The sequence below is a fragment of the Paenibacillus sp. YIM B09110 genome, from assembly GCF_037167145.1.
Taxonomy (GTDB): Bacteria; Bacillota; Bacilli; order Paenibacillales; family Paenibacillaceae; genus Pristimantibacillus.
Genome location: NZ_JBANSP010000001.1, coordinates 328,264 through 348,754 on the forward strand (window position 1 = coordinate 328,264; position 20,491 = coordinate 348,754).

A 20,491-nucleotide genomic window follows, 5' to 3' on the forward strand; every position below is an offset into this window, starting at 1 on the left:
AAAATGGAACCTCTTATGGGCTCCATTTTCCTCCATACTTATTTGCTATTCATTCGTTTGCGATCCGAGCCACTTATCTAACTGCTCTTGTTTGCTCTTCATTATCGATTGTGCTCCCGCATCATCAAGGGCTTTGACAAATTTTGATATAGCCTCATCCGGGTCCAGCGAACCCGTGACAAGTCCTGGAAGGTATTGATTCACAACATTAATCACAGAGCTCATTTGCGTCTTCACTTCGCTTGGATCGAAGATAAAGCCGAAATAAGGGGATCTTTCCGTATCTTTGTTTTCTTTCAGCTTCAGCTCGATATCCGACCAGTTGATTCCCTCGAACTGATATTGGAGAGACTCGGAGCCGACAATACCAGTGCTCAGCATAGCCGTATAGGATACAGTATTCGCATCTTGTCCATCTAGAAATTTGACATGATGCTCATCAACCTTCGCATACGTTTCGCCTTCAATTCCGTACAGAACGGTATTAATCAGGTCTGTATCGGTGTATAACAAATTGAGAAATTTGACAGACGCTTCTGGAACTTTCGACGTGCTGGATACCATCCAGTTGACCGAATTAACGGCACTCGTGTCAAAGTAGAATGGGGCGATACGTTTCGTCTCAAGATTTTTTCCCGTTTGTGCGCTCAATGATTTCGCTACTTCCATCCCGCCGTATCCGCCCAGATAGGAGAACAGACGGCCGGAGGAGATCATTTCTGGAGCTGTAATCGTAGAGGTCGCCGCATCTTTCTGCAGATAGCCCTTATTGAACCAGTCCCTCATCATTGCAACACGGTTCTTAAAAACATCCGATTCGTACAAGTTGACAACCTTGCCGTCATCGCCGATTACAACGCCTGCTCCTGTCGTATCCGTCAAGAAGTCGACTTTGGACTCACCTTTGATTAAATTGATGAGACCTGTGTCGCTAGGGTTGACGTTAATTGGTCCGAATGGAACCACATCCGGGAACTTGGCCTTAACCGCTTCGAATACAGCCGGCAGATCATCAACCGTTTGAATATCATCAGCCGTAAGACCGGCTTCCTTCAGCATGTCCGCGTTGTAAACGATGTTCATAGGCAAGGCCATGCCTTTGTTTACCGGAACGCCGTAAATATGTCCGTCGAGCGTCGTAGCCTTCAGCATATCCGGTCCGAAATCCGATTCTAGTACAGCGGTCATTTCTTTGCCGTATTGAGCAAGCAGATCCTCGAGCGGTGCAACTTGGCTTTTCGATACATAATTCGTAAATTGTCCGAGCGTCGTGAATACATCCATCTTATCGCCGCTTTGGAGCGCTAGATTGACCTTCTGCGCATAGTCGGACGGTCCGTAAAGACGGAAGTCCACCTTTACGCCGATTTTTTCGGTCGTGATTGCGTTGATCGCATCCGTCACTTTACTCAAGTCTTCGGGTATACGGTTGAAGGTCGGCATTGCGAACACGATTTCTTCCACTTTGTTCGAATTGCCTGCTTCCGACTTATCTGATGATGTGCCCGAATTATTGCTGCAAGCCGATAAAACTAAGCCACATATCGCAGCCGACAGCACCAATGATTTTAACCCCTTTTTTCTGTTCATGGCATTTCCTCCTGTCATTGTTTTCGCTTTCAGTATACTGCCGGGCCAGCATGCAGCACTTTAAAAAAGACGGCGTGTTTTTTCAAAAACTAGACCTATGCTTCGCGCGATACGCATTCGGCGTTTCTCCCGTCAGTTTTTTGAACACAGTAGAAAAATAGGAGATGCTGTCAAAGCCTGTCTCCATCCCGATCTGCCCTATAGGTAAATGGCTTTCAATCAACAGCTGCTTGGCCGTCCTGATTCGATGTTCGTTCAAATATTCTTTGATGGAAAGGCCAGTTTCGTTCTTGAACACTTTGGCCAAATAATCCGGCGTCAAATAAACGCTTGCCGCAACATCCTCGCGGTTAAGCTCTTGTGTATAGTTATCATGTATGAACCGTTTGGCGCGCTCAACAACGCCTTCCGACTGCAGCGCCGCCTTAACAGACTCAATCGTTTGGTCTGTAATCAATTGCGCCCACTTCATGAAGTCGAACACACTGTGCTCCGCATGCTGTGCGAGCTGCTGCGTACGATCACTGGCGAAGAGCCGATGAGCTTGAATATGATTTCTCGAGAGAAAGGAATAGACGACTTGCAGAAAATCTTCGCGAATCGCCTGCAGAGTCGCAGAGTCCAGCCTATTTTGAACAGACAGCGTCTCCAGTTCTTTTTTCAACCGATTGACGATTTGGAGCTTCTCTTTCTGAATAAACAGCATCATAAATAAGTCACAATCAAGTGTATACCGCTCCGTAATCTTGTAGTTGAATGGCTCCTTCTGGTCGTGCACGACACCCCTGAATATAATGTTCGACGCATCCAGAAGCTCCAACTGCTCTCTGCTCTGCGATAGCTGAGAGATGGCTGCCGTCTCGCTAATGTAACAGGTAGCTGTGCATTTCAAATATTGCTTGCACATCCGGATGAGCTGCTCGCCCTTTTCTTTCAGCTCGCCGATGTCGGAGACACCCTCTACAATAATCGCATTATAAAATACGTTATCGGCTTGATAAGCAATAACGCGATCGTGATTCACTTGGTGAAACATCATCTCCGAACAGAGGTTGGCGAACGCATATTGAAACAGACTGTCTGCCCATACTCCTTCGATTTGTGAACGCGGTACACTCGCAAGGAACAGAACATAATCGCTGTCAACCGAGAGGGATAACTCTCGTTTCATAATCTCACCTTGAATCAAATCCATCCTTGGAGAAATGACCGCTGTTAATACATCTCTCCAGAAGCTTTTCTCTACCAAATCCTTATTTTTCAGCCATGTAAGTCCCATCTTGCTATATTCGCCCAGCGTTCGTTTTTGCCGAAGCGTATCCAGGGACTTGAGCAGAGCGGCTTCCAGCTTCTGTTTGTCCAACGGCTTTACGAGATAAGAGTCGGCACTGTAGGATATAGCACTGGAGGCAAACTCAAAACTTTCGTGACAGGTGAAGAAAATAAATCCGCCCTCATACTGGTGTTCCCTCACCCATTTGATCATATCGATGCCGGACCCTCTGGGCATTTCAATGTCACATATAATCAAATCGGGTTCCCTGGACTCGAATGACCGCTGCGCATCCTGCATGTTATAAGCCGCGACGACTTCCGTAATGCCGTAATCGCTCCAATTCAAGATGCCCTTTAGGGCTTCAATCGTAGGGATATCGTCATCAATCAGCAAACAACGCATATCGTCCCTCCCGTTCCTCTCGTTCGTCACCTTGCAGCATCGGAATCCACAATTCTACTCTGGCTCCGGCTGCCTCGGCATTAGACAGCTTCAATAAGTCATCTCTTTTGTAAAGCAGTTGAAGCGTCTTTCGTATATTCGCAATTCCAACTTGGCCTGGATGGTTCCTTGAAGGAGCGAAATCAGCCTCTTCTTGCAACCATTCGGAGGAGAAGCCTCCGCCGTTATCCTCGATTACGATTTTGACGAACGTAGTGCCCTCTCTTGTTTCCTTGCCGGCCCGAATAAATATGGACAACATCTCTCCGTAAACCAAGGCGTGCTTGAACGTATTTTCGACGAACGTTTGAATCATAAATTGCGGTATGCGCTCTTTGCCGACTTGGTCGTCGATTTCCGTCATATAGAAGATTTGGTCGGGATAACGAATCTCTTGCATCAAAATATAATTTTCCGTGTGCTTGATTTCCACTTCGATTGGAACTTCTACTAGCGCCCCCGTGAACATATAGCGAAGATGCTCGGATAGGTGGCTGATTAGTCTACGAATTTCCTCGTTTTTATTCGAGTAGGTAAGGCTCGTAATCGTCGATATGGCATTCAGGAAAAAATGCGGCCGGATTTGCATTTGCAAATATTTCAACTCCATCCGGCTGCGTTCAATCTGTTCTTCGTACGAATGAATCTTCAATTCCGTTATTTCGCGGACCATGGACTGAAAGGAATGAAACAGCTTCGTGAATTCCATGGAATAGCGGTCGGAAGGCTGTGGAAATTCCAGTTGCCCTTTCTCTATATCTTTGGCCGCCTTGACGAGTTCAAGGACCGGCTTCAATATATCTCTGGCTAGAATCTTCAGCACAAGCGGTACGACAATAAGGGAGATAGCCGCCAACGAAACGATAAGCCATTGAATCAGCTTTAATCCCGAGAATAAGCCTGGCTTCTCAACCAGGTTCGTGATTTGCCCGATTTCCAATATCGGCTTGGACAGCATCATGAATTGGCGCTTATATTGTGCTTTCAAGTCGTCCATCGTGGAGGCGTTAGCATCAAGAACGATATTATTCGAGGACAAAACATGACCATTCCGATCGCTAAGGACATAGCGGTTCATATCGCCTCCTCCCCTGTTGACCAGAGACAATAGCGTATCCGCCTTGACGAAGGTAACGAAGCTAATTCCGGAGAAGGTAATCGATTTGAATAAATAGCTGGAGCCTTGAATGCCGAATGCAGCCCACTCCGCCGCTTCCTCCGACGGTTCTGGCGTAAAAGCTTGTATCCTCAAGAAATCGCTTAGCAGCAGCTTGTCCTTCAGAAAGATCCGATTGCTAAATTGGCCAAGCAGGACGTCGCCTTCGGGTATGACGATGAACATGCCGTCGCTGGAATCGTTGCGCGTCATTTTTGCCGCCAACGCGTTGCGGAGCTGCATCGACTTAAAGTAACGGCTGCTTTCGTTCAACTTCCCAAAGTCGATGGTAAGGTCAATGTTATTTTCGAATACCTCGGTCAAATCTCTCTCGAAATTGTTGAAGTAATTGTGTATGTTAGCCTCGTAAATCGCGAGCGTATTGTTGGAACTCGCAATCGAATTGTTCCGAACGACTGCCAACGAATAGATGTTGCTCAAGACGAGAACGGAAAAAAGAATTGCTACGATAACCGTCAGCTGAAGCGAAAACTTAAATACGATACTATTCGTTCGGATCATAACCCTTCTCCGTCCTTCAAAAGTCAAGTAAGCCCCCGTCATTCGATCGAAGCCAATCGGCTAGCGAGCAAACGTTCAGGGGCGTATACAGATGATTCGTCATTTAGGCCTAGCTGCCATCTCCCAGCGCCCATTCGAGCGCGTCAACGATGGTCTCATTCCAGAAATCCCAGTTGTGGGTTCCTGAGCTCTCTTTATACGTATGATCTATCTTCTCTGCTTGAAGGAACTGCTGGAAACTACGGTTCACATCCAACAGAAAATCGTCGATGCCGCAAGCCATATAGATTGACGGGATATCCGCTTGTTTCTCTATCAGACGAAGAATAAGAGCTTCCGGGTCTTTATCGCTGCCGAGCAAATGATCCAAATCGCCAAATACACTCCTGTAATAAGGATATCCCGCAATTCCGTCATAATAATCGTCGGCGATGTTTGCTATTTTGTACGGAATAAGTGCTGATGACAAGGCAATAATCTTTCCGAATCGCTCGGCGTATTTCAACCCGTTCCGAATGGCGCCATAACCTCCCATAGACAAACCGCCAATCATCGTGTCGTCCCGGTCCTTGGACAGTGGGAACATCTGGCGCGTGAACTCCACTAGCTCCACTCCGATATATTCCCCGAACAACTCTCCTCTATCCTCATCGTCCAAATAAAAGCGATTTTCCCCAGCGGGCATGAATACGGCAATGTTGTATTTGTCCGAGAGTTCCCGAATTCGCGAGAAACTGTTCCAGTCCGAGTGGCTGCCCGAAAACCCATTGAGCAGATACAGCGACTTCATCGGCTTCTTAACCTGCTCCACCGATTGTCCAGGAAGCTCAGGAGAGTCTAGCGGCAACAACGCACTGAACGTTAATTCTCTTCGCATGCATTTGGAATAAAAGTTTATTTGCAACGTAGCCAAACGAATTCCTCCTTTGTTGGATTCCCGCTAAACAACGTAGTCCACTTCATATCCTGTACGATCGACATATTTAATGAGCGTATGATTAGTGTGCAAATTAACAAAAAGTTCACAGCGGCAATCGCCATTGACCCATGTGAGTTTCACTTCATCGTCGGCCGAGTCCACTACGCTGAACGCTCCGTCGAACGCATCATAAGTGTTCCGAAAGCGAATGAGCGCGAGCTGCCGCTTCACGATTTCTTGCTCCAGTGATTGCTCGATTTCCTCCACCGTATAGTTGTGGCGATTAATTTCGCGTCCTTCACCTGTCGCCTTAACACGATCCATATCGTTTAACCCGGCAAGCAATCCGACATAATACACTTGAGGAATACCCGGCGTGAAGAGTTGAATCGCTCTGGCGGCCATGTAGGCATCGTCATCGCCGTTCAGCACGCTGTAATAAGTGCAGCGAATTTGATGGACATCGAATCCGTCCGCCGCTTTATGCTCATCCGATAGAATCAAGCTCAGGTTTGCACCCCTATCCACGCAAGTATCGACCAGCTTCCTAGCCTCGACGGTATCTATGAGATCGTCCATATCCGGCTTGACCGGAATGCCGTCATGGCAATCCAGCATCGTGAACTGGCGATGCGGACGGATCTTCAAGTAGCTGCGCAATTGCTGACTAGACTTATTGAGGAGCGTATCTAATATCCGGTATGGCAGTATGAAATCATAAATCCAATAGCCTTGTTCCGCCAGCTTGAATTGCGTGCTATAGTGGGAGTGCACTTCCGGCAGCAATTCGATGTCTAGCGAATCCGCTAGTTGCTTGACCTGGCTAAGAAAATCATAAACGTCCGGTTCTACGAAGAAACAGCTGGTACCAAGTTTTTTGATGACATATCCGACAGCATCCAGCCTAACGATTTTGACATTTTGCCGCTTAAAGTTTTCGAAAAAGCTTTGAAGCAGTTTCTGAGTCTGTTCAGAATGAATATCTAGATCGATTTGTTCCGAAGGGTCCGTTTTGCCGAATGTCGTCCATACGCGCTCAGTCTCACTGCTCTCCTCAATTTGGAACGAAGAATAAGGCAATGGCCTGCGCAAGAACATTTTATCGACATCAACTTGAACAGGAACTCCGTCTTCCCAAATCTTGTCTAGGGTGATGAACAAATCGGCATACTCAGATGCCCGCCCCTTAGCGAGAAAATCTTGAAAATACGGCGACTGCTTAGAAATGTGATTCACCATCAAATCAACCAGCACGTCGAAATGCTCGCCAATGTTCCGTATATCCTCCCATTCGCCGAAACCCCGCTCAATCTCAAGATAAGTTAGCGGAGCAAAGCCCCGATCACCCGAGGATGGAAATGGCGGCAGGATGTGAACGCCTCCCTCGAATACATCCCTAAAATGTTTTTGCAGCACATCATTAAGAGTTTTCAAATTACCTCCCATCGAATCGGGATACGTGATCAATTGTACTTTGTTTTTGATTGCCATCTCGAATGCCTCCTACAACCCGTATTGATCTTTGATGACTTCCAGCTTCGGAAGCTCTACAACAGCACCTGTATGTTTCAATTTGTACGCACTGACAGCAAAACCAAGATTCAGGGCTTGCTCTAAAGGATATCCTTTAATGACAGCCGCATAGAAGCCGGACCAGAACGCGTCCCCGGCACCGGTCGTATCCACGATATCGGTGGCCATTGTGTCAAATGTTCTCGTCTCCGTGCCATTAGACACGATGGCTCCGTCCTTACCTAAAGTCATAATAACGAGCTTTGCTCCCAACTCAAGAAACTTCTCGACTTGGTTAGCAGGAGTATCTTCTCCGAACAATCGCTTGGCGTCGTCTTCAGACGGTTTGATAACGTCTACCTTAGGGATAACGGACTTGATATACTGGACCCCATCTTCGTGCTTGGCCCAAATCATCGGATGATAATTGGGATCGAAGCCGATCAAAGCGTTATGCGCTCTGGCTGCTTCCATCACTCGTTCTACGGTTTGGCGGGCAGGAAGCATGGACAACGGCCAACAAGAGAAATGGACAATTTTCGACTTTATCAAAGCATCTTCAAGCGTGGGTGTGTACGTTAGATGATAATCCGCGCCGCGATAAAAAATAGGAATTGGCGTCGATTGGCTTTTCGATACGACAACCATGCTCGTGGAATAATCCGTACGCTGGATACCGTTCGTATCCATGCCTTCCTTGCGCAGACGGTCTATGAGGTACGTGCCTAATCCGTCATCTCCCACTGCCGAGAAAATGCGAGAGTTGATGCCAAGCTTGCTCGTGTTAATGGATATATTGGAAGGCGATCCTCCGAAAAACTTGGTATAACCGTCGTTCTGAAAGGTATCATCATACTCGTTAGATATCATATCCACGAGCAGTTCGCCGATCGTCAGAAGGTCATATGGTTTGCTGTCGAAATCGAAATTGAAATGTTCGTTAAAATGGATCATGGTGTTCCCTCCTTGAAAACAACGCTGTACTTTGGCGTTATTCTCAATGTACTGCAACCTCCGAAAGGGTTACTTCAAATAATCAGGTTTATTTTTTAAAAATAAAGGCTTATTCCTGAAATGTAGCTCCGTGCAAATCGAGTAGAGGACTCTATACGTGATAATTTACTCCCGTTGGTAAAGTGATCGGCTCATTTTACCTTATCATCAAATAAATTTTAAATTGCGAAATTTGCATTTGGAGTAAAATTCGTATTATTTTTTTTACTTTTTATAAAATGAAAAAAATGCCAACTTTCGATCATATTGAGCATTTCTTTCCTAAGAACAATCACCATTCTAAATCGAATCTCTCCATACAATAAATAAAGTGGGCCTTGGCTATGTTTTAAACTGTACCCCTTTTTCGGATAAAGAATTTGGTGTTTTTTTGACAATCATCGTTCAAATGCAAGAGAATATAGTGAGCATTTTGGAAATAAATGAGTCACTTACATCGAGAATAAAATACTGTTTTTTAAAGAACTTAGGTCTTCTTTACTCAGAAGAATATAAAAAAAGATCCTGTTATTTCGCATAGTAGCAAAATAACAGGATCTTCTGATGTGGGATAATAAAGCTCTTTAACTAAGGCCAGTTAATTCAACTGTTTTAGGAGTTTCAATTCGACGAAAAAATATTGATAATCAGTATGATTCCTGACAATTACGTAGCTGGAATTATGATAATAAAGTTGTTTAGTCGGACGATGTGTTAGACCACTCTTCCTAAAATTCAAACGAAACAGTGCTTAACCTAGCATCAGCAAAGTTAAGCACTTTTCGATTTTTCTATATCAGAATCAAGCTCCAACAATCATTCTTAAAGATTCCTAACTCCGCTTTCTCGCACTGCATATTGATAGCTTCCTGAACTTATACGAATTACTGCAAATAAACGGCCATGTTCTTGAACACGTTCAAAGCTGATCGGAGTGTCGCTTTCCATGATCGCCATTTCATCCGATTCAATAGGAAGTTTAATGATTCCGCTTGTATTCGGGGGCAAGCTAACCGCTAACCGCAAACCATTCATTTCGGACTTGAAATCGACTTTAATCTCGCCTCTGGCAGAGCGATGGCTGCCTGTAACATGTTGGATTAGGCCCGAACAACCCGGTGCAATAAGAATTTCCTTGTAAGCATCCCTTACTGACGATATTCCCAGCACTTCCTTATACAGCCACTCCAAAATATGCCCCATCATATCGTGGTTTCGGGAACGGGAATCATCCGTCCAGAATTCAGGCAGCGCCGTTTCTCCGCGTTCGACGAACCGAATATAGCTCGGATGCTCGGGCTGCATCATCATATCGAATACGATATCGTTTCGCTTCATGCCAGCAAGCGCACCAAACAGATAACGAAGCCCTATCTCTCCCGATCGCAGCTGTCTCCCTGATACCGCATGCAATAGCGCCGATTCAATATCGGAACGATACTCTTCATCCACAAGTCCAAAATAAAGCGGAATCGCCTGAACCACCTGATTCAGCGGATCGAATTCCCCGTTCGGCTTACAATAGGCATAACGCCCTGTTCCTTCGCCAGCGACCCTACGCAATAGCTTCGCATTATAGCTTCGCTTCACCCGTTCCGCTTCCGCCGCGTAATGCTCCGCATCGCTGCCTAGTTCGAGCAAGGACGCGAATTTGGATGTCAACCTGTAACTCTCGTAATAGAATGCTGTTTCTACGTTCTCGACGTAGTCTCCTCCGGTCTGCGGCGCAATACCCCAGTCCCCGAGTCCGTGGTTAATAAGTCCACCGTCTACTTCTTTCAACTTCAAATAATCCAAATACGCTTTCATGGCAGGATAGGCTTCTTCCATAGCGGCTCGGTTGCCGTAGGTGTTCAATAGCAGCCCGGGAACGAGGATAATTGCGCTTCCCCATGCAATAGAATCCCGGAAACCCTCGCTAAATTTCGAATATTCCGGTGCTATATCAGGAATTAACCCTTCTTCCGTCTGAGCTTCAATCATATCTCGCGTAATTTTCAGCCATAGCTCCTCGACACTCTTTACGTACATAATCGATGGACCCATTAAGCTTGCTGTCTCGATCCAGCCCAGCTTCTCGATCGTCGGGCAATCGGAATGCACGCTTTGCAGATTGCTCTCGATCGCTTTTATAATGATTTGAGCAAGCTTCGTTATGCGAGGATCGTCTGTCTGCAGCTTCCCCACATCCTCTGACGCCGACGTTACGAAGTGTCCCTTAACATCATGAATGATCGGCTTTGACTTGTCGGCGCCGTCGCGCGTGCAGCCTTCGATCTGTACCCATCTCGCCCCGTAGCAGGAGAAGTCGGGCTTCCATACTTCTATATCCCCTGTACCGGCAAGCGTGTACTCGGAATAGGTCACAATGTCCCAAGGGGTAGCTACCGTACCATCCTCGTTCCTTAGTTCGCCAGGCTTAACGGTAACCTTGCTGCCGGCAGGCCCACTGACATAAATTTCGAACATGCCCGACATATTTTGGCCCAAATCATAAATGTATACTTGATCCAGCGGCTCCTCGATTAAGATCGTATCGTAGACCGTTCTCACCGTAATCGGAGGCTGGTTTTGGCTCACGAGTTTACCAACAGGGGCAGACAAAACCTTGGCTGTCTCCCAACCCGAATCGTCGAAAGCAAGCCCGTACCAACCATTCGGATACAGCCTTGCGTCGAAATTTTCGGATCCGTACACGTTCGCCAGCGTCGTCGCGCTCTCGCGAACTTTCCAGTTCTCGCCCTCCGTCCTTACATATAGAACAGAGCCATCCTCATATTCGATATGCCATTCTCCCATTGCAAGCAACTCCGTGCCGTAGGGTTCGTACCCTTTTCCTATCGTATAGAAATGCCGATCTCCCGCATCTCCCGCATAAAATCCGTTGCCGACCGAAAAACCGATTACGTTACTGCCTTCGCGAATCTTGTCCGTCACATCGAAGCAAACATACTGTACGGACTTTGCATAATTGGTCCAGCCCGGATCCATCTCGTTAGGCCCAACTTTCTCGCCGTTCATGTATAGCTTGAAGTGGCCAAGACCCGACACGAGTGCATAGGCGCGCTTGACTCGTCCCTCCGAGGCAAATTCCGTTCTTGCATAAAATGGTTTGGCTCCGCCGCGTCCGATCCACTCGGCCTTCCATGCTTCATCGTTCAGATAGCCAGTAAACAGCGTTTGCATTTCGCTCCATGCCATTTCGCCATGCTGATTCCATACAGCCACTCTCCAATAGTACGCAGAAACGCTTTGAAGCGGTTGACCTTGATAGACAATGCCGAATTGTTCGGAAGAGTTCACCTTGCCGCTATCCCATAGCAATTGCACGCAACCAAAGAGCGACTCCTCTTGCTTAGCGAGTACAATACGGTAGTGAGCCTGAATCTGATGTTGCCGTTCGCTTTCCAGTTCCCAGCCAAAAATAGGGCTAGCCGTATCAATCCCCAACGGAGAGTAATAGTTATTGATCTTTAAGTTTACAGGTATCATCATTTGTTAACACCTCACCTCGTCCTATTAGTATCCGGCTATTTGTTGGAACGAAGCAGTCTTACCGGTTCCATTAACCCGTATGGCGTGCCTCTATACTCGGCCGTATAATCATTGTCCTCGGGATGGAAGGACCACCAATCCATCCATTTGGGATCGTTCTCCAACTGATGAAGCGGACCAAACAAATTCCGTGGACTGCCTACGACCTCTACAACGACTTGATTATCGCCTGCCGTCATTAAGAACGGATCCAAATTCACGGATGCTTCACTTCGCCACGGAATCGTCTTGCACGCCGCCCCGTTCACTTTGACATCCAACAGCACCGCATCATAACGGCCAAACTCCAGACTGTATCCGTTGCCAGCTATAGCTTCCTTATCAAGCTCGAAACAATAATTCATGCTGCCGCAATAGTAAGGATATCCTTGACCACGCCAGTCTCCGTAAGTTAGATTGCTAGGTTCTTTCACAATTCTGCGATAAGAGTCGACTGCAAAATCTCCAATAATATAGCCGTTCTCCAGCTCCATATCATTACAGTACGCGATATGAACATCAAGCGTATTCACACCTTCACGCAATGAAGGCAGCCTCAATGTTTTCATGCTTGCATCCAAATAATAGCCCTCTGGCTCTGCCTGAACTCGCTTTCCATTAAGCACGAACGAGAAGCGATGCGCATCCTCGAATACGAAGTACGTATCGTTTGAAGGTACTTCGGCTACAGCGAACGTAAACCGCAGCTCCACTGGGGTCTCGTTACCGGGATGCTCCGCATGAATCCAAAAGTACCGCTGCAGATTGCCGGAATGCAATACTTGGCGCATGCCGAGCTGCTCGCGAATGATCCGCTGGGCTCTCCATACCTCCATTGGCTCAGACCAATGCTCTTCCCTCATTCGATACTGGCATTGATCGAGAATAAGCGCGTTAGGCGCGGTCCGTTGGAAGGAAACAGGCTTAAGAAGCTCCGTTACCTGTTCATTGCCTGAGCAAACAAGCTCGCTTTCATAATCGGCAGACGGTTCATTCCCTATAACGTAAATCTTGGACTGCGCCGGTCCAAAATTTTCTTTGAACGTAACTCCGCCTTCTTTCAAACGAACGGATCGTTTTATTACTTTCCCCGTCCAAGCGTCCCATTCCTCCAAGTATTGGCCGCCTGAGAGGCAAATCTCTACTTGATGACCAATATCCCTATCATTGTTTACGATAAAAGCAACTGTGCAGCCGTCCATTTGACGATGCATATGAAGAAACGGCTTCGCTTCTACGCCCGCCTCATCCTTAATGCTTACCGCCCTTGACGCAGCACTGTTCAGCAAATCTTCCAGCTCATCAGCATCCTGCAATCGGATAAAGCCTTTATGTCCAAGCAGTTCCTCCAAACGATGAAGATTCGCCGAGTGGCCATCGACTAATGAAGGCATAACCCCAAATGCTGCTATTTTGCCGCCTCCGTCCATATAAGCGAGCAGCACCTCAAGCGTGGAGGACAGCAGATTGTGAAGAGACGGAAGAATTACAGTTTCATAGATGGCCTCGCCTACGATAAGCCGATCTTTATCAGCCCTCGCGAACTCCTTCATAACCAGCTCGTCCCCCAGATCGTAATCGATATGAAGCTCGACTAGACGATTAACGAATGCGTTGAACGACTTGTCGTAATCAGTCAGCAGCGTCTCGTTACCCCTGTCGTTTTTCCATGCAGCCGAATTGACGCTTTGTCCCAGCTTCGTCCACACGGAAGTGGAAGGATGTATGACGAGAACATTGCGGGAAAGCTTGCCTTCGCTCAGCACCGCGCTGAGCCTTGCGTAATAATCCTCCATCTTCCGGTCATGGTTCCACCAATTCGTATGATAGTTGAAGGATGGCGGGTAATCGCGCTTGCGACAACCTCTGAGCGAATACCAGGAGAGGTGATGAGTCAACAAGTTGACTCCAAGCGCATATTGCCAATCGCCAATCCACCTCCTGTTCTCGAAGGTCAGATCCCAGCCCGTTACGCCGTACGTCTCGGTAATGACCCGTTTCTTCCCCAGTTGATTGGCTATGCTGGAAACTTGCTTAATCGTCAAATGTTCGGCCGTCTGCTCGCACAGCGTATCAATGCCTGGTATATCCATATACCGATAATGCAGCATCAAGGATCCGCTATGCTGGATCTGTCCGACGATGCTGCCTTCGGAGTGAAAATGACCGGTGAGCTGTATGCCTTGTTCTCTGCACCATTCTCCAATCTGTTTCGTATACGATTCGCTGAACGTCTCCGCGACCGTTAACCAGTAATCATGCCGTATTTGAGCAGAAGCTTCCCCTCCAAAGAAAAAGAAAGGAAGCAGCTCCCAGATCGAATAGCCCCTTCTCCGTTCAAACTCGCTTGCAAATACCTCGCTCCAAGCGATCCACGTCAGTTCCGGCTCATCCAGCCGTTCGGAAAATCCTTTAACCGTCGGTTCGTCAGTGAATATGCCAGGTACGGTTTTGCCGAATTCCTCCCCTACCGCTTTCCGATAAGGCTCATAATTTTTCTCGATAAACAGCCTTGCCGTCTCCGGATTCATTAAATCCGTATACGTATCGCCATGACACCAATCGTTTTTAGCGGCAATCCGGACCCGAAACACAAGGTATGTCTCGGTATTTCCATAAAGCCTCTCTCCGCCTTTATCAGGCTTAAGCCGGGTCAGCTCTGTTATTTGATCTCCCTCAATAACCGCCTTATAAGCGGCAACGATCTGCGTATCGCCCGGTTCCATGGATGGGCTCAAACTCAGCGTCAGCGCCTTGGCGCGTACCGCATCCCCGCCCGCCTTCGGAACCAAGCCGCCGCCCATGCCGGAGGAATAACGATCTTCGTCGTACAGCCATGCTTTCATGCCGACATCCTTCGCCTTGGCCACGCTGTCCTTGATACGCTCCATGAATTCATCGCTCAGATAAGGGGTTTCCAATCCCTCGCGCACATGCATCATAAATCCGCCCATGCCCTGTTCCTTGAAGCCGTCGATCTGACGGTCCAACTCCTCCTGCTTCAAATCATCATTCCAAGCCCAGAACGGAACAGGGCGGAATGGGATTCCCGGATCTAAGAATGATTGTTTTAACTGGTTTCGATTTCGATTCATCGGACACCTCTCTGATTTCAAGTTCGTATTAGTCGACTACCCCTTCACGCTTCCTAATACAAGGCCTTTAACGAAGTATTTTTGCAAGAAAGGATAGATGCACAAGACCGGCAGCATCGATACGAACAACTGAGCAGCCAAGACAGTCCGGTTAGAAATATTGGCAATCAGCGACAGATCGTTAGCATTCATATTCGTTAAGTCCCTGGCCACGATAACGGTGCGCAGATAAGTCTGCAGCGGATAATGGGATGGCGAGTTCATATAGATCATGCCGTCAAACCAAGAATTCCAGTGAAAAATAATCGTGAACAGCGCAATCGTAGCCAAAGACGGCTTGGATATCGGCAAGTAAATGCTCCAAAGCGTTCTCCATGTGCCTGCTCCGTCCATTTGCGCCGATTCCTCCAGCTCGGCCGGCTGCGTGCGGAAGAAATTAAGCATGAGCACGATATTAAAGACATTAACCGCCGACGGTAACACTAGGGCCCAGATCGAATCCATTAATCCTGTTTCCTTGACGACCATAAAGGTCGGAATAAGTCCTCCGTTGAAGATCATCGTCACGACAAAAAACCACGAATAAACGGATCTCGAGCGAAACTTTAAATTCGATTTGGACAGCGGATATGCTGCGAGAACAGTCAGCGACAAGCTAAGAAGGACGCCAAGAATTAGCCTTTGAAAGGATACGCCTACCGTGTTCATAAAAATATGGTTGCTGAAAATATATTTATAGGAGTCCAGATTAAATCCGATGGGCCATACGGTGACCCATCCGGCCGTAACGGCCGCATTGTTGCTCAGCGACATTGCCGCCATATGAATAATCGGGAACAAGCAGGTTAACGCGAATAGAGTAAGAAAAACATAATTGGCATACAGAAATAGTAGCCGGGAAGGCGTGCGCCGTTCGATCATTAAGTGTTACCTCCTTAGAAAATCCTATAGTTGGCGAGCCTGTATGCGAGCAAGTAGGATGTACAAATAAAGACAAAGGATACGAACGACTTGAACAACCCGACAGCTGTCGCTACGCCGTATTGCATTTGCTCCATGCCAATCCGATATACGTAGGTATCCAGAATATCCGCACTGGAATAGACTTGAGGACTATATAAATTGAATACTTGGTCGAAGCCCGCATTCAAAATATTTCCAAGACTTAGGACGCTGAGCAGCACAATAATAGGCCTCATGCCTGGAAGCGTAATATGCCACATTTGCTTCATATGCCCCGCACCGTCAAGCGCGGCAGCTTCATACAACGATTTATCGATGCTAAGAATAGCCGCCAAATAAACAATCGTATCGAAGCCGAGTTCCTTCCAGATATGCGAAGCGACGATGACAAAGCGGAACCAAGGGCCGCTTCCGAGGAAGTAAATCGGTTCGAATCCTAAAAATTGCAATAGATTGTTAATGATGCCTCCCGAAGGCGACAATATATCAATCAGAATGCCGGATAAAATAATCCACGAAATAAAATAAGGCATGTAGACGACGGTTTGAACGGTTCTCTTAAACACTGCGCTTTTCACTTCGTTAAGCAATATCGCCAGTCCAAGAGGGAACACGATACCGACGACCATTTTCATTAATGAAATTAATAGCGTATTGCCAATCACCTGCATCGTATCCGGCATGCCAAATACGTACTTAAAGTTGTCAAAGCCAATCCAATCCGAGCCGAACCAGCCGCTTGAAGGAATAAAATCTTGAAAAGCGATGACGATGCCTACGATCGGCCCATAGCTGTAAATAAGCACCAGGATGACCGCCGGCAGCAGCATCATATGATAAGCTCCAGTAGAAAACCGACGTTTGCGGGTCCCTTTCATCTCCATCATGCACGCTCCATCCGTATTTATATAGAACAAGGAGGGACGACCGAGGTCCCTCCTTTTCTGATTACTACATTAATTATTTCTAGTCATTACTTAGCCGCGTCCCAATCGTTGACTTCCTTCGTAACATCTTCAAGTCCGAGCTTGTTCAGCTGGGTGACGAATTTATCGAAGTTGTCGATGGAGTCAGAGCCCATAATGACTTTCGTGTAGAACTCGATCACAGCCTGTTCGATCGTTTTCAGACGGTTTTTCATAGCGTCTGTAGAAGCCCCATAAAATTCATCCATCTTGAACAGGTTATTGTTCACATACTCGTTCATGTACTTGAAGGAGCCTGTTTCACCGAATACCTTTTCGAATTGCGCATTGGCATTGTCGCCGTCTTTGTATTTTTGGATGTTATCGTAATACCCTTTTTCTTCGGCATTCAGCTTAGACGCATCGCCTGTCTTGAATGCCTCCGTTACCTTAAGATGGGCTTGCAAGTTTTTCTGTGCCTTCCATGCCTTTGCGACTGCATAATGATGGCCTGGAGCAGGTGCCGGTCCTAAGAACTTATCGAATTCCTCTTGCGTCGTATCGCCGTAGTTCAACTCCGTCCAGAAGTTGATTAGCTTCACAATCGCTTCAGGATGTTCATAGCCTTTGCGCATGACAAAATAGTTTTCCACGTTTAGCTTGATTTGCGGATTGGCATATTGATCGTCCTTGGAAACAATCGGATAGGCCATCCAGTTGGAATCCGGGAAATTGTCCTTCGTTTGCTGCATCGGGTACATGCCGTTCCACATCGCGCCGAAGTTAAAACCGACAAGTCCAGCGGCGGCTAACTCGGCTGCTTTGCCTGAATCCTTGGCGCCGAAGTCCTTCTCAATCAAGCCTTCTTTGTATAGTTTGTTCAAATACGCAAGGGCGTCCTTTACTTCCGGTTGCGCACTGCCGTATACGAGCTTGCCATCCGCGCCGCGAACCCACGCTTTCGGGTAAGCATCGAATGCGTTGAATAGGCCGATCGCTTCGGCAACGCCAGGAGAAAGGAAGTCTTTGCTCAGCATGAGGCCGACCGTATCCTTCTTGCCATTGCCGTCAGGATCCTGCTCTACGATTGCTTTCATTACGTTATACAGCTCGTCCGTAGTCTTCGGAACCGGAACACTCAACTTATCGAGCCAATCCTGCCTAGCCCAAAGGAAGGACGCGCCGTCGATCGCGGAGTTCGTTCCCGGAATCGCAATCAGCTTGCCTCCGAAGGTTGCCGATTCGAGCGCTGTATTGCCTTCCTCCGTAATAATCTGCTTCGTCAATGGGGTCGAGAATTTCTCGTATACGTCCGTTAAGTCCGCGTATAGATTCGTTTTGGACAATGATGCCAGTTGTTCCTGACTGACGCCGATCAGATCGGGAATGTCGCCGGAAGCAATGGCAACGCTCATCTTCTGCTTCGAAGCGTCTGCGCCTTTCGTATACCATAGAGGCTTAATGATAATGCCAAGCTCTTCCTTATAAGCTTTAATCCATTCGCTGTTTTCCCAGTTCTCTTCGGTAAATCCATCAGCGATTGGATCGCCGATCGATACGCCAACTGTCAATTCAACAGGCGGATCGAACTTGGCTGTCGGATCAACCGGAGCCTCGGTTGCTGCATTCGAGCCATTATTTCCGCTCCCGCCTGGCTGCCCGTTAGGTGAATTGTTGCCGCTGTTAGAGCTGCACCCCGCCAGAAGCGAGATGCTCAGAAGCGTTGCCGCAGCTGATGTAAGTACTTTATTTTTGTTATTTGTCATGCTTGTTCCCCCTGTCGTTCTAAATGTCTTACAAAATAAGCTTATCGTCCCAAGGAGAAGAAAACGATTTCACAATTCCGAGAATCCTTGCACTCTGCCGACTTTCACAAAAAAAACAGACCGTGCAGCTCCATATCCTTCATTTGGAGAGTATTGCACGGTCTGTTTCTTTCCACAAATTAACTTCCTTCGTTATTTCATCAAGCCCGATCTGGCCAAGATTGGCGACGAAAGCATCGAATTGGTCAAGAGGCTCTGTCCCCATAATCACTTTTGTGTAATATTCGGAGATCATCTGATCAATCGTCAGTAAACGAGACCTCATCGCTTCCGTTGAAGCGCCGTAAAACTCGTCCATTTTGAATAAGTCACGTTGTACATAATCGTTCATGACAGAGTATGAACCTGTCTTGCCAAATACCTTCTCATATTGGGCAAAAGAATCATCGCCCGCGCTATATTTGAGAATATTGTCGTAGTAGCCTTTTTCCTCGGCGTTCAGCTTGGATAGCGCTCCCGTCTCGAGAGCGTCTTTAATATCCAAATAAGCTTGCAGGTTTTTATTTGATTTCCATACTTTGGCTACAGCATAATGATGTCCGGGAGCCGGAGGCAGACCAAGAAAACGATTGTACCTATCTTGCCCAGCATCTCCGTAGTTGAGCTCCGTCCAAAAGTTTATTAGCTTTATTAAAGCTTCCGGATGCTCGTAGCCGCTTCGAACGACGTAATATTGCTCCACATTCAGCTTAATTTGCGGATGAGCGCGTTGTTCATCCTTGGACACTATAGGATAGGCCCTCCAGTCAGAATCCTTGAATCTATCCTTCGTTCCTTGCAGCGGATACATGCCGTTCCACATCGCTCCGAATACGATGCCCCCCCTTCCATTCGCCGCAAGTTCTGCTGCCGTATGTGTGTCCATCGCTGCAAAATCGGTCTCAATGAAACCTTCCTTATATAAGCGGTTTAAAAAAACGAGCGCATCTTTCACTTCTGGCTGAACGCTTCCGTAGGCTAGATTCCCGCTTTTGTCTTTGACCCAAATTTTCGGATAAGCGTCAAAAGCGTTAAACAAACCGATAGCTTCCGCCAAGCCTTGATTCAAAAAATCTTTGCTCAGGACGAGACCGATCGTATCTGCCTTGCCGTTGCCATCCGGGTCTCGGTTCTCAAAAGCTCTCATGGCCTCTTCCAGCTCGCTCGCCGTTTCCGGTACTTTCAACCCGAGCTTGTCGAGCCAATCTTGGCGAATCCACATGAATGATGCTCCGTCAATAGCGGAGTTAAGCCCTGGAATCGCTATAAGCTTTCCGTCAAACGTAGCGGATGCGAGCGAACGCTTGTCGTCCTCATTCAAAATCGACTTGGTCAGCGGTGTCGCAAAGTTTTCATATATGCTCGTCAGATCCGTATACAAGTTCGTTTTCGAGATCGAGGATAATTGTTCACTGTTAACGGCCAACAAATCGGGAATTTTGCCGGACGCGATCGCAACGCTCACCTTTTGCGTGATCGCTTCCTTTCCCTTCGCATACCAAGCAGCTTTCATATCAATGCCCAATTCGTCCCGATAAGCGCGTAACCATACGCTATCCTCCCACTTCTCTTCGGTAAAGTCTGACATGACGTCTCCGATCCCGACTCCGGTCGTCATCACCACACTTCCGCGACTATCAGGCGGAACGCTTGCTTGGTCTCCCGCCACGCCGGAATCGCCCGTCTGGCCGGCGCATGAGGCCAGTATACATGCCGCAAGAAGTATGGAGGCAGCCTTCATGCTTCGTCGTGCCATTTTTAGCCCCCTCAAAGCCGTCCC

At 47.4% G+C, this 20,491-nt stretch carries 12 protein-coding genes; all 12 read right to left on the reverse strand.

The genetic code is table 11. The annotated features are described in order from the left end of the window. Positions 1-45 precede the first annotated feature (45 nt). Positions 46-1,590, reverse strand: coding sequence for an ABC transporter substrate-binding protein (locus V8F51_RS01500; RefSeq protein WP_337098262.1), 1,545 nt, complete (start codon positions 1,588-1,590; stop codon positions 46-48). Between the two features lie 82 nt (positions 1,591-1,672). Beyond that, positions 1,673-3,268, reverse strand: coding sequence for a helix-turn-helix domain-containing protein (locus V8F51_RS01505; RefSeq protein ID WP_337098263.1), 1,596 nt, complete (start codon positions 3,266-3,268; stop codon positions 1,673-1,675). Then, a complete protein-coding gene (locus V8F51_RS01510) occupies positions 3,249-4,985 on the reverse strand; it encodes a sensor histidine kinase (RefSeq protein WP_337098264.1) in 1,737 nt (578 codons plus the stop codon). Before V8F51_RS01510 ends, V8F51_RS01505 begins: the two co-directional genes overlap by 20 nt. Positions 4,986-5,094: 109 nt before the next feature. Beyond that, positions 5,095-5,862 (reverse strand): alpha/beta hydrolase, encoded by a 768-nt coding sequence (locus V8F51_RS01515; RefSeq protein ID WP_337098265.1) that lies wholly within the window; start codon positions 5,860-5,862, stop codon positions 5,095-5,097. Between the two features lie 63 nt (positions 5,863-5,925). Continuing rightward, positions 5,926-7,395 (reverse strand): sucrose phosphorylase, encoded by a 1,470-nt coding sequence (gene gtfA / locus V8F51_RS01520; RefSeq protein ID WP_337098266.1) that lies wholly within the window; start codon positions 7,393-7,395, stop codon positions 5,926-5,928. 12 nt (positions 7,396-7,407) lie between these two features. Beyond that, positions 7,408-8,370, reverse strand: coding sequence for a carbohydrate kinase family protein (locus tag V8F51_RS01525; RefSeq protein ID WP_337098267.1), 963 nt, complete (start codon positions 8,368-8,370; stop codon positions 7,408-7,410). A gap of 861 nt (positions 8,371-9,231) precedes the next feature. Then, positions 9,232-11,904: a family 78 glycoside hydrolase catalytic domain gene (locus tag V8F51_RS01530; RefSeq protein WP_337098268.1), complete on the reverse strand. Its 2,673-nt coding sequence runs from the start codon at positions 11,902-11,904 to the stop codon at positions 9,232-9,234. Positions 11,905-11,939: 35 nt separating this feature from the next. Next, the gene (locus tag V8F51_RS01535; protein ID WP_337098269.1) at positions 11,940-15,038 is read right to left on the reverse strand and encodes a glycosyl hydrolase; all 3,099 of its coding nucleotides are present in this window, start codon (positions 15,036-15,038) and stop codon (positions 11,940-11,942) included. 36 nt (positions 15,039-15,074) lie between these two features. Continuing rightward, positions 15,075-15,959: a carbohydrate ABC transporter permease gene (locus V8F51_RS01540; protein ID WP_337098270.1), complete on the reverse strand. Its 885-nt coding sequence runs from the start codon at positions 15,957-15,959 to the stop codon at positions 15,075-15,077. 14 nt (positions 15,960-15,973) lie between these two features. Beyond that, positions 15,974-16,879, reverse strand: a complete 906-nt coding sequence (locus V8F51_RS01545; protein WP_337098432.1) for an ABC transporter permease — start codon at positions 16,877-16,879, stop codon at positions 15,974-15,976. Positions 16,880-16,974: 95 nt separating this feature from the next. Continuing rightward, positions 16,975-18,672, reverse strand: coding sequence for an extracellular solute-binding protein (locus tag V8F51_RS01550; protein ID WP_337098271.1), 1,698 nt, complete (start codon positions 18,670-18,672; stop codon positions 16,975-16,977). A gap of 139 nt (positions 18,673-18,811) precedes the next feature. After that, a complete protein-coding gene (locus V8F51_RS01555) occupies positions 18,812-20,467 on the reverse strand; it encodes a hypothetical protein (protein ID WP_337098272.1) in 1,656 nt (551 codons plus the stop codon). Between the last annotated feature and the right edge of the window lie 24 nt (positions 20,468-20,491).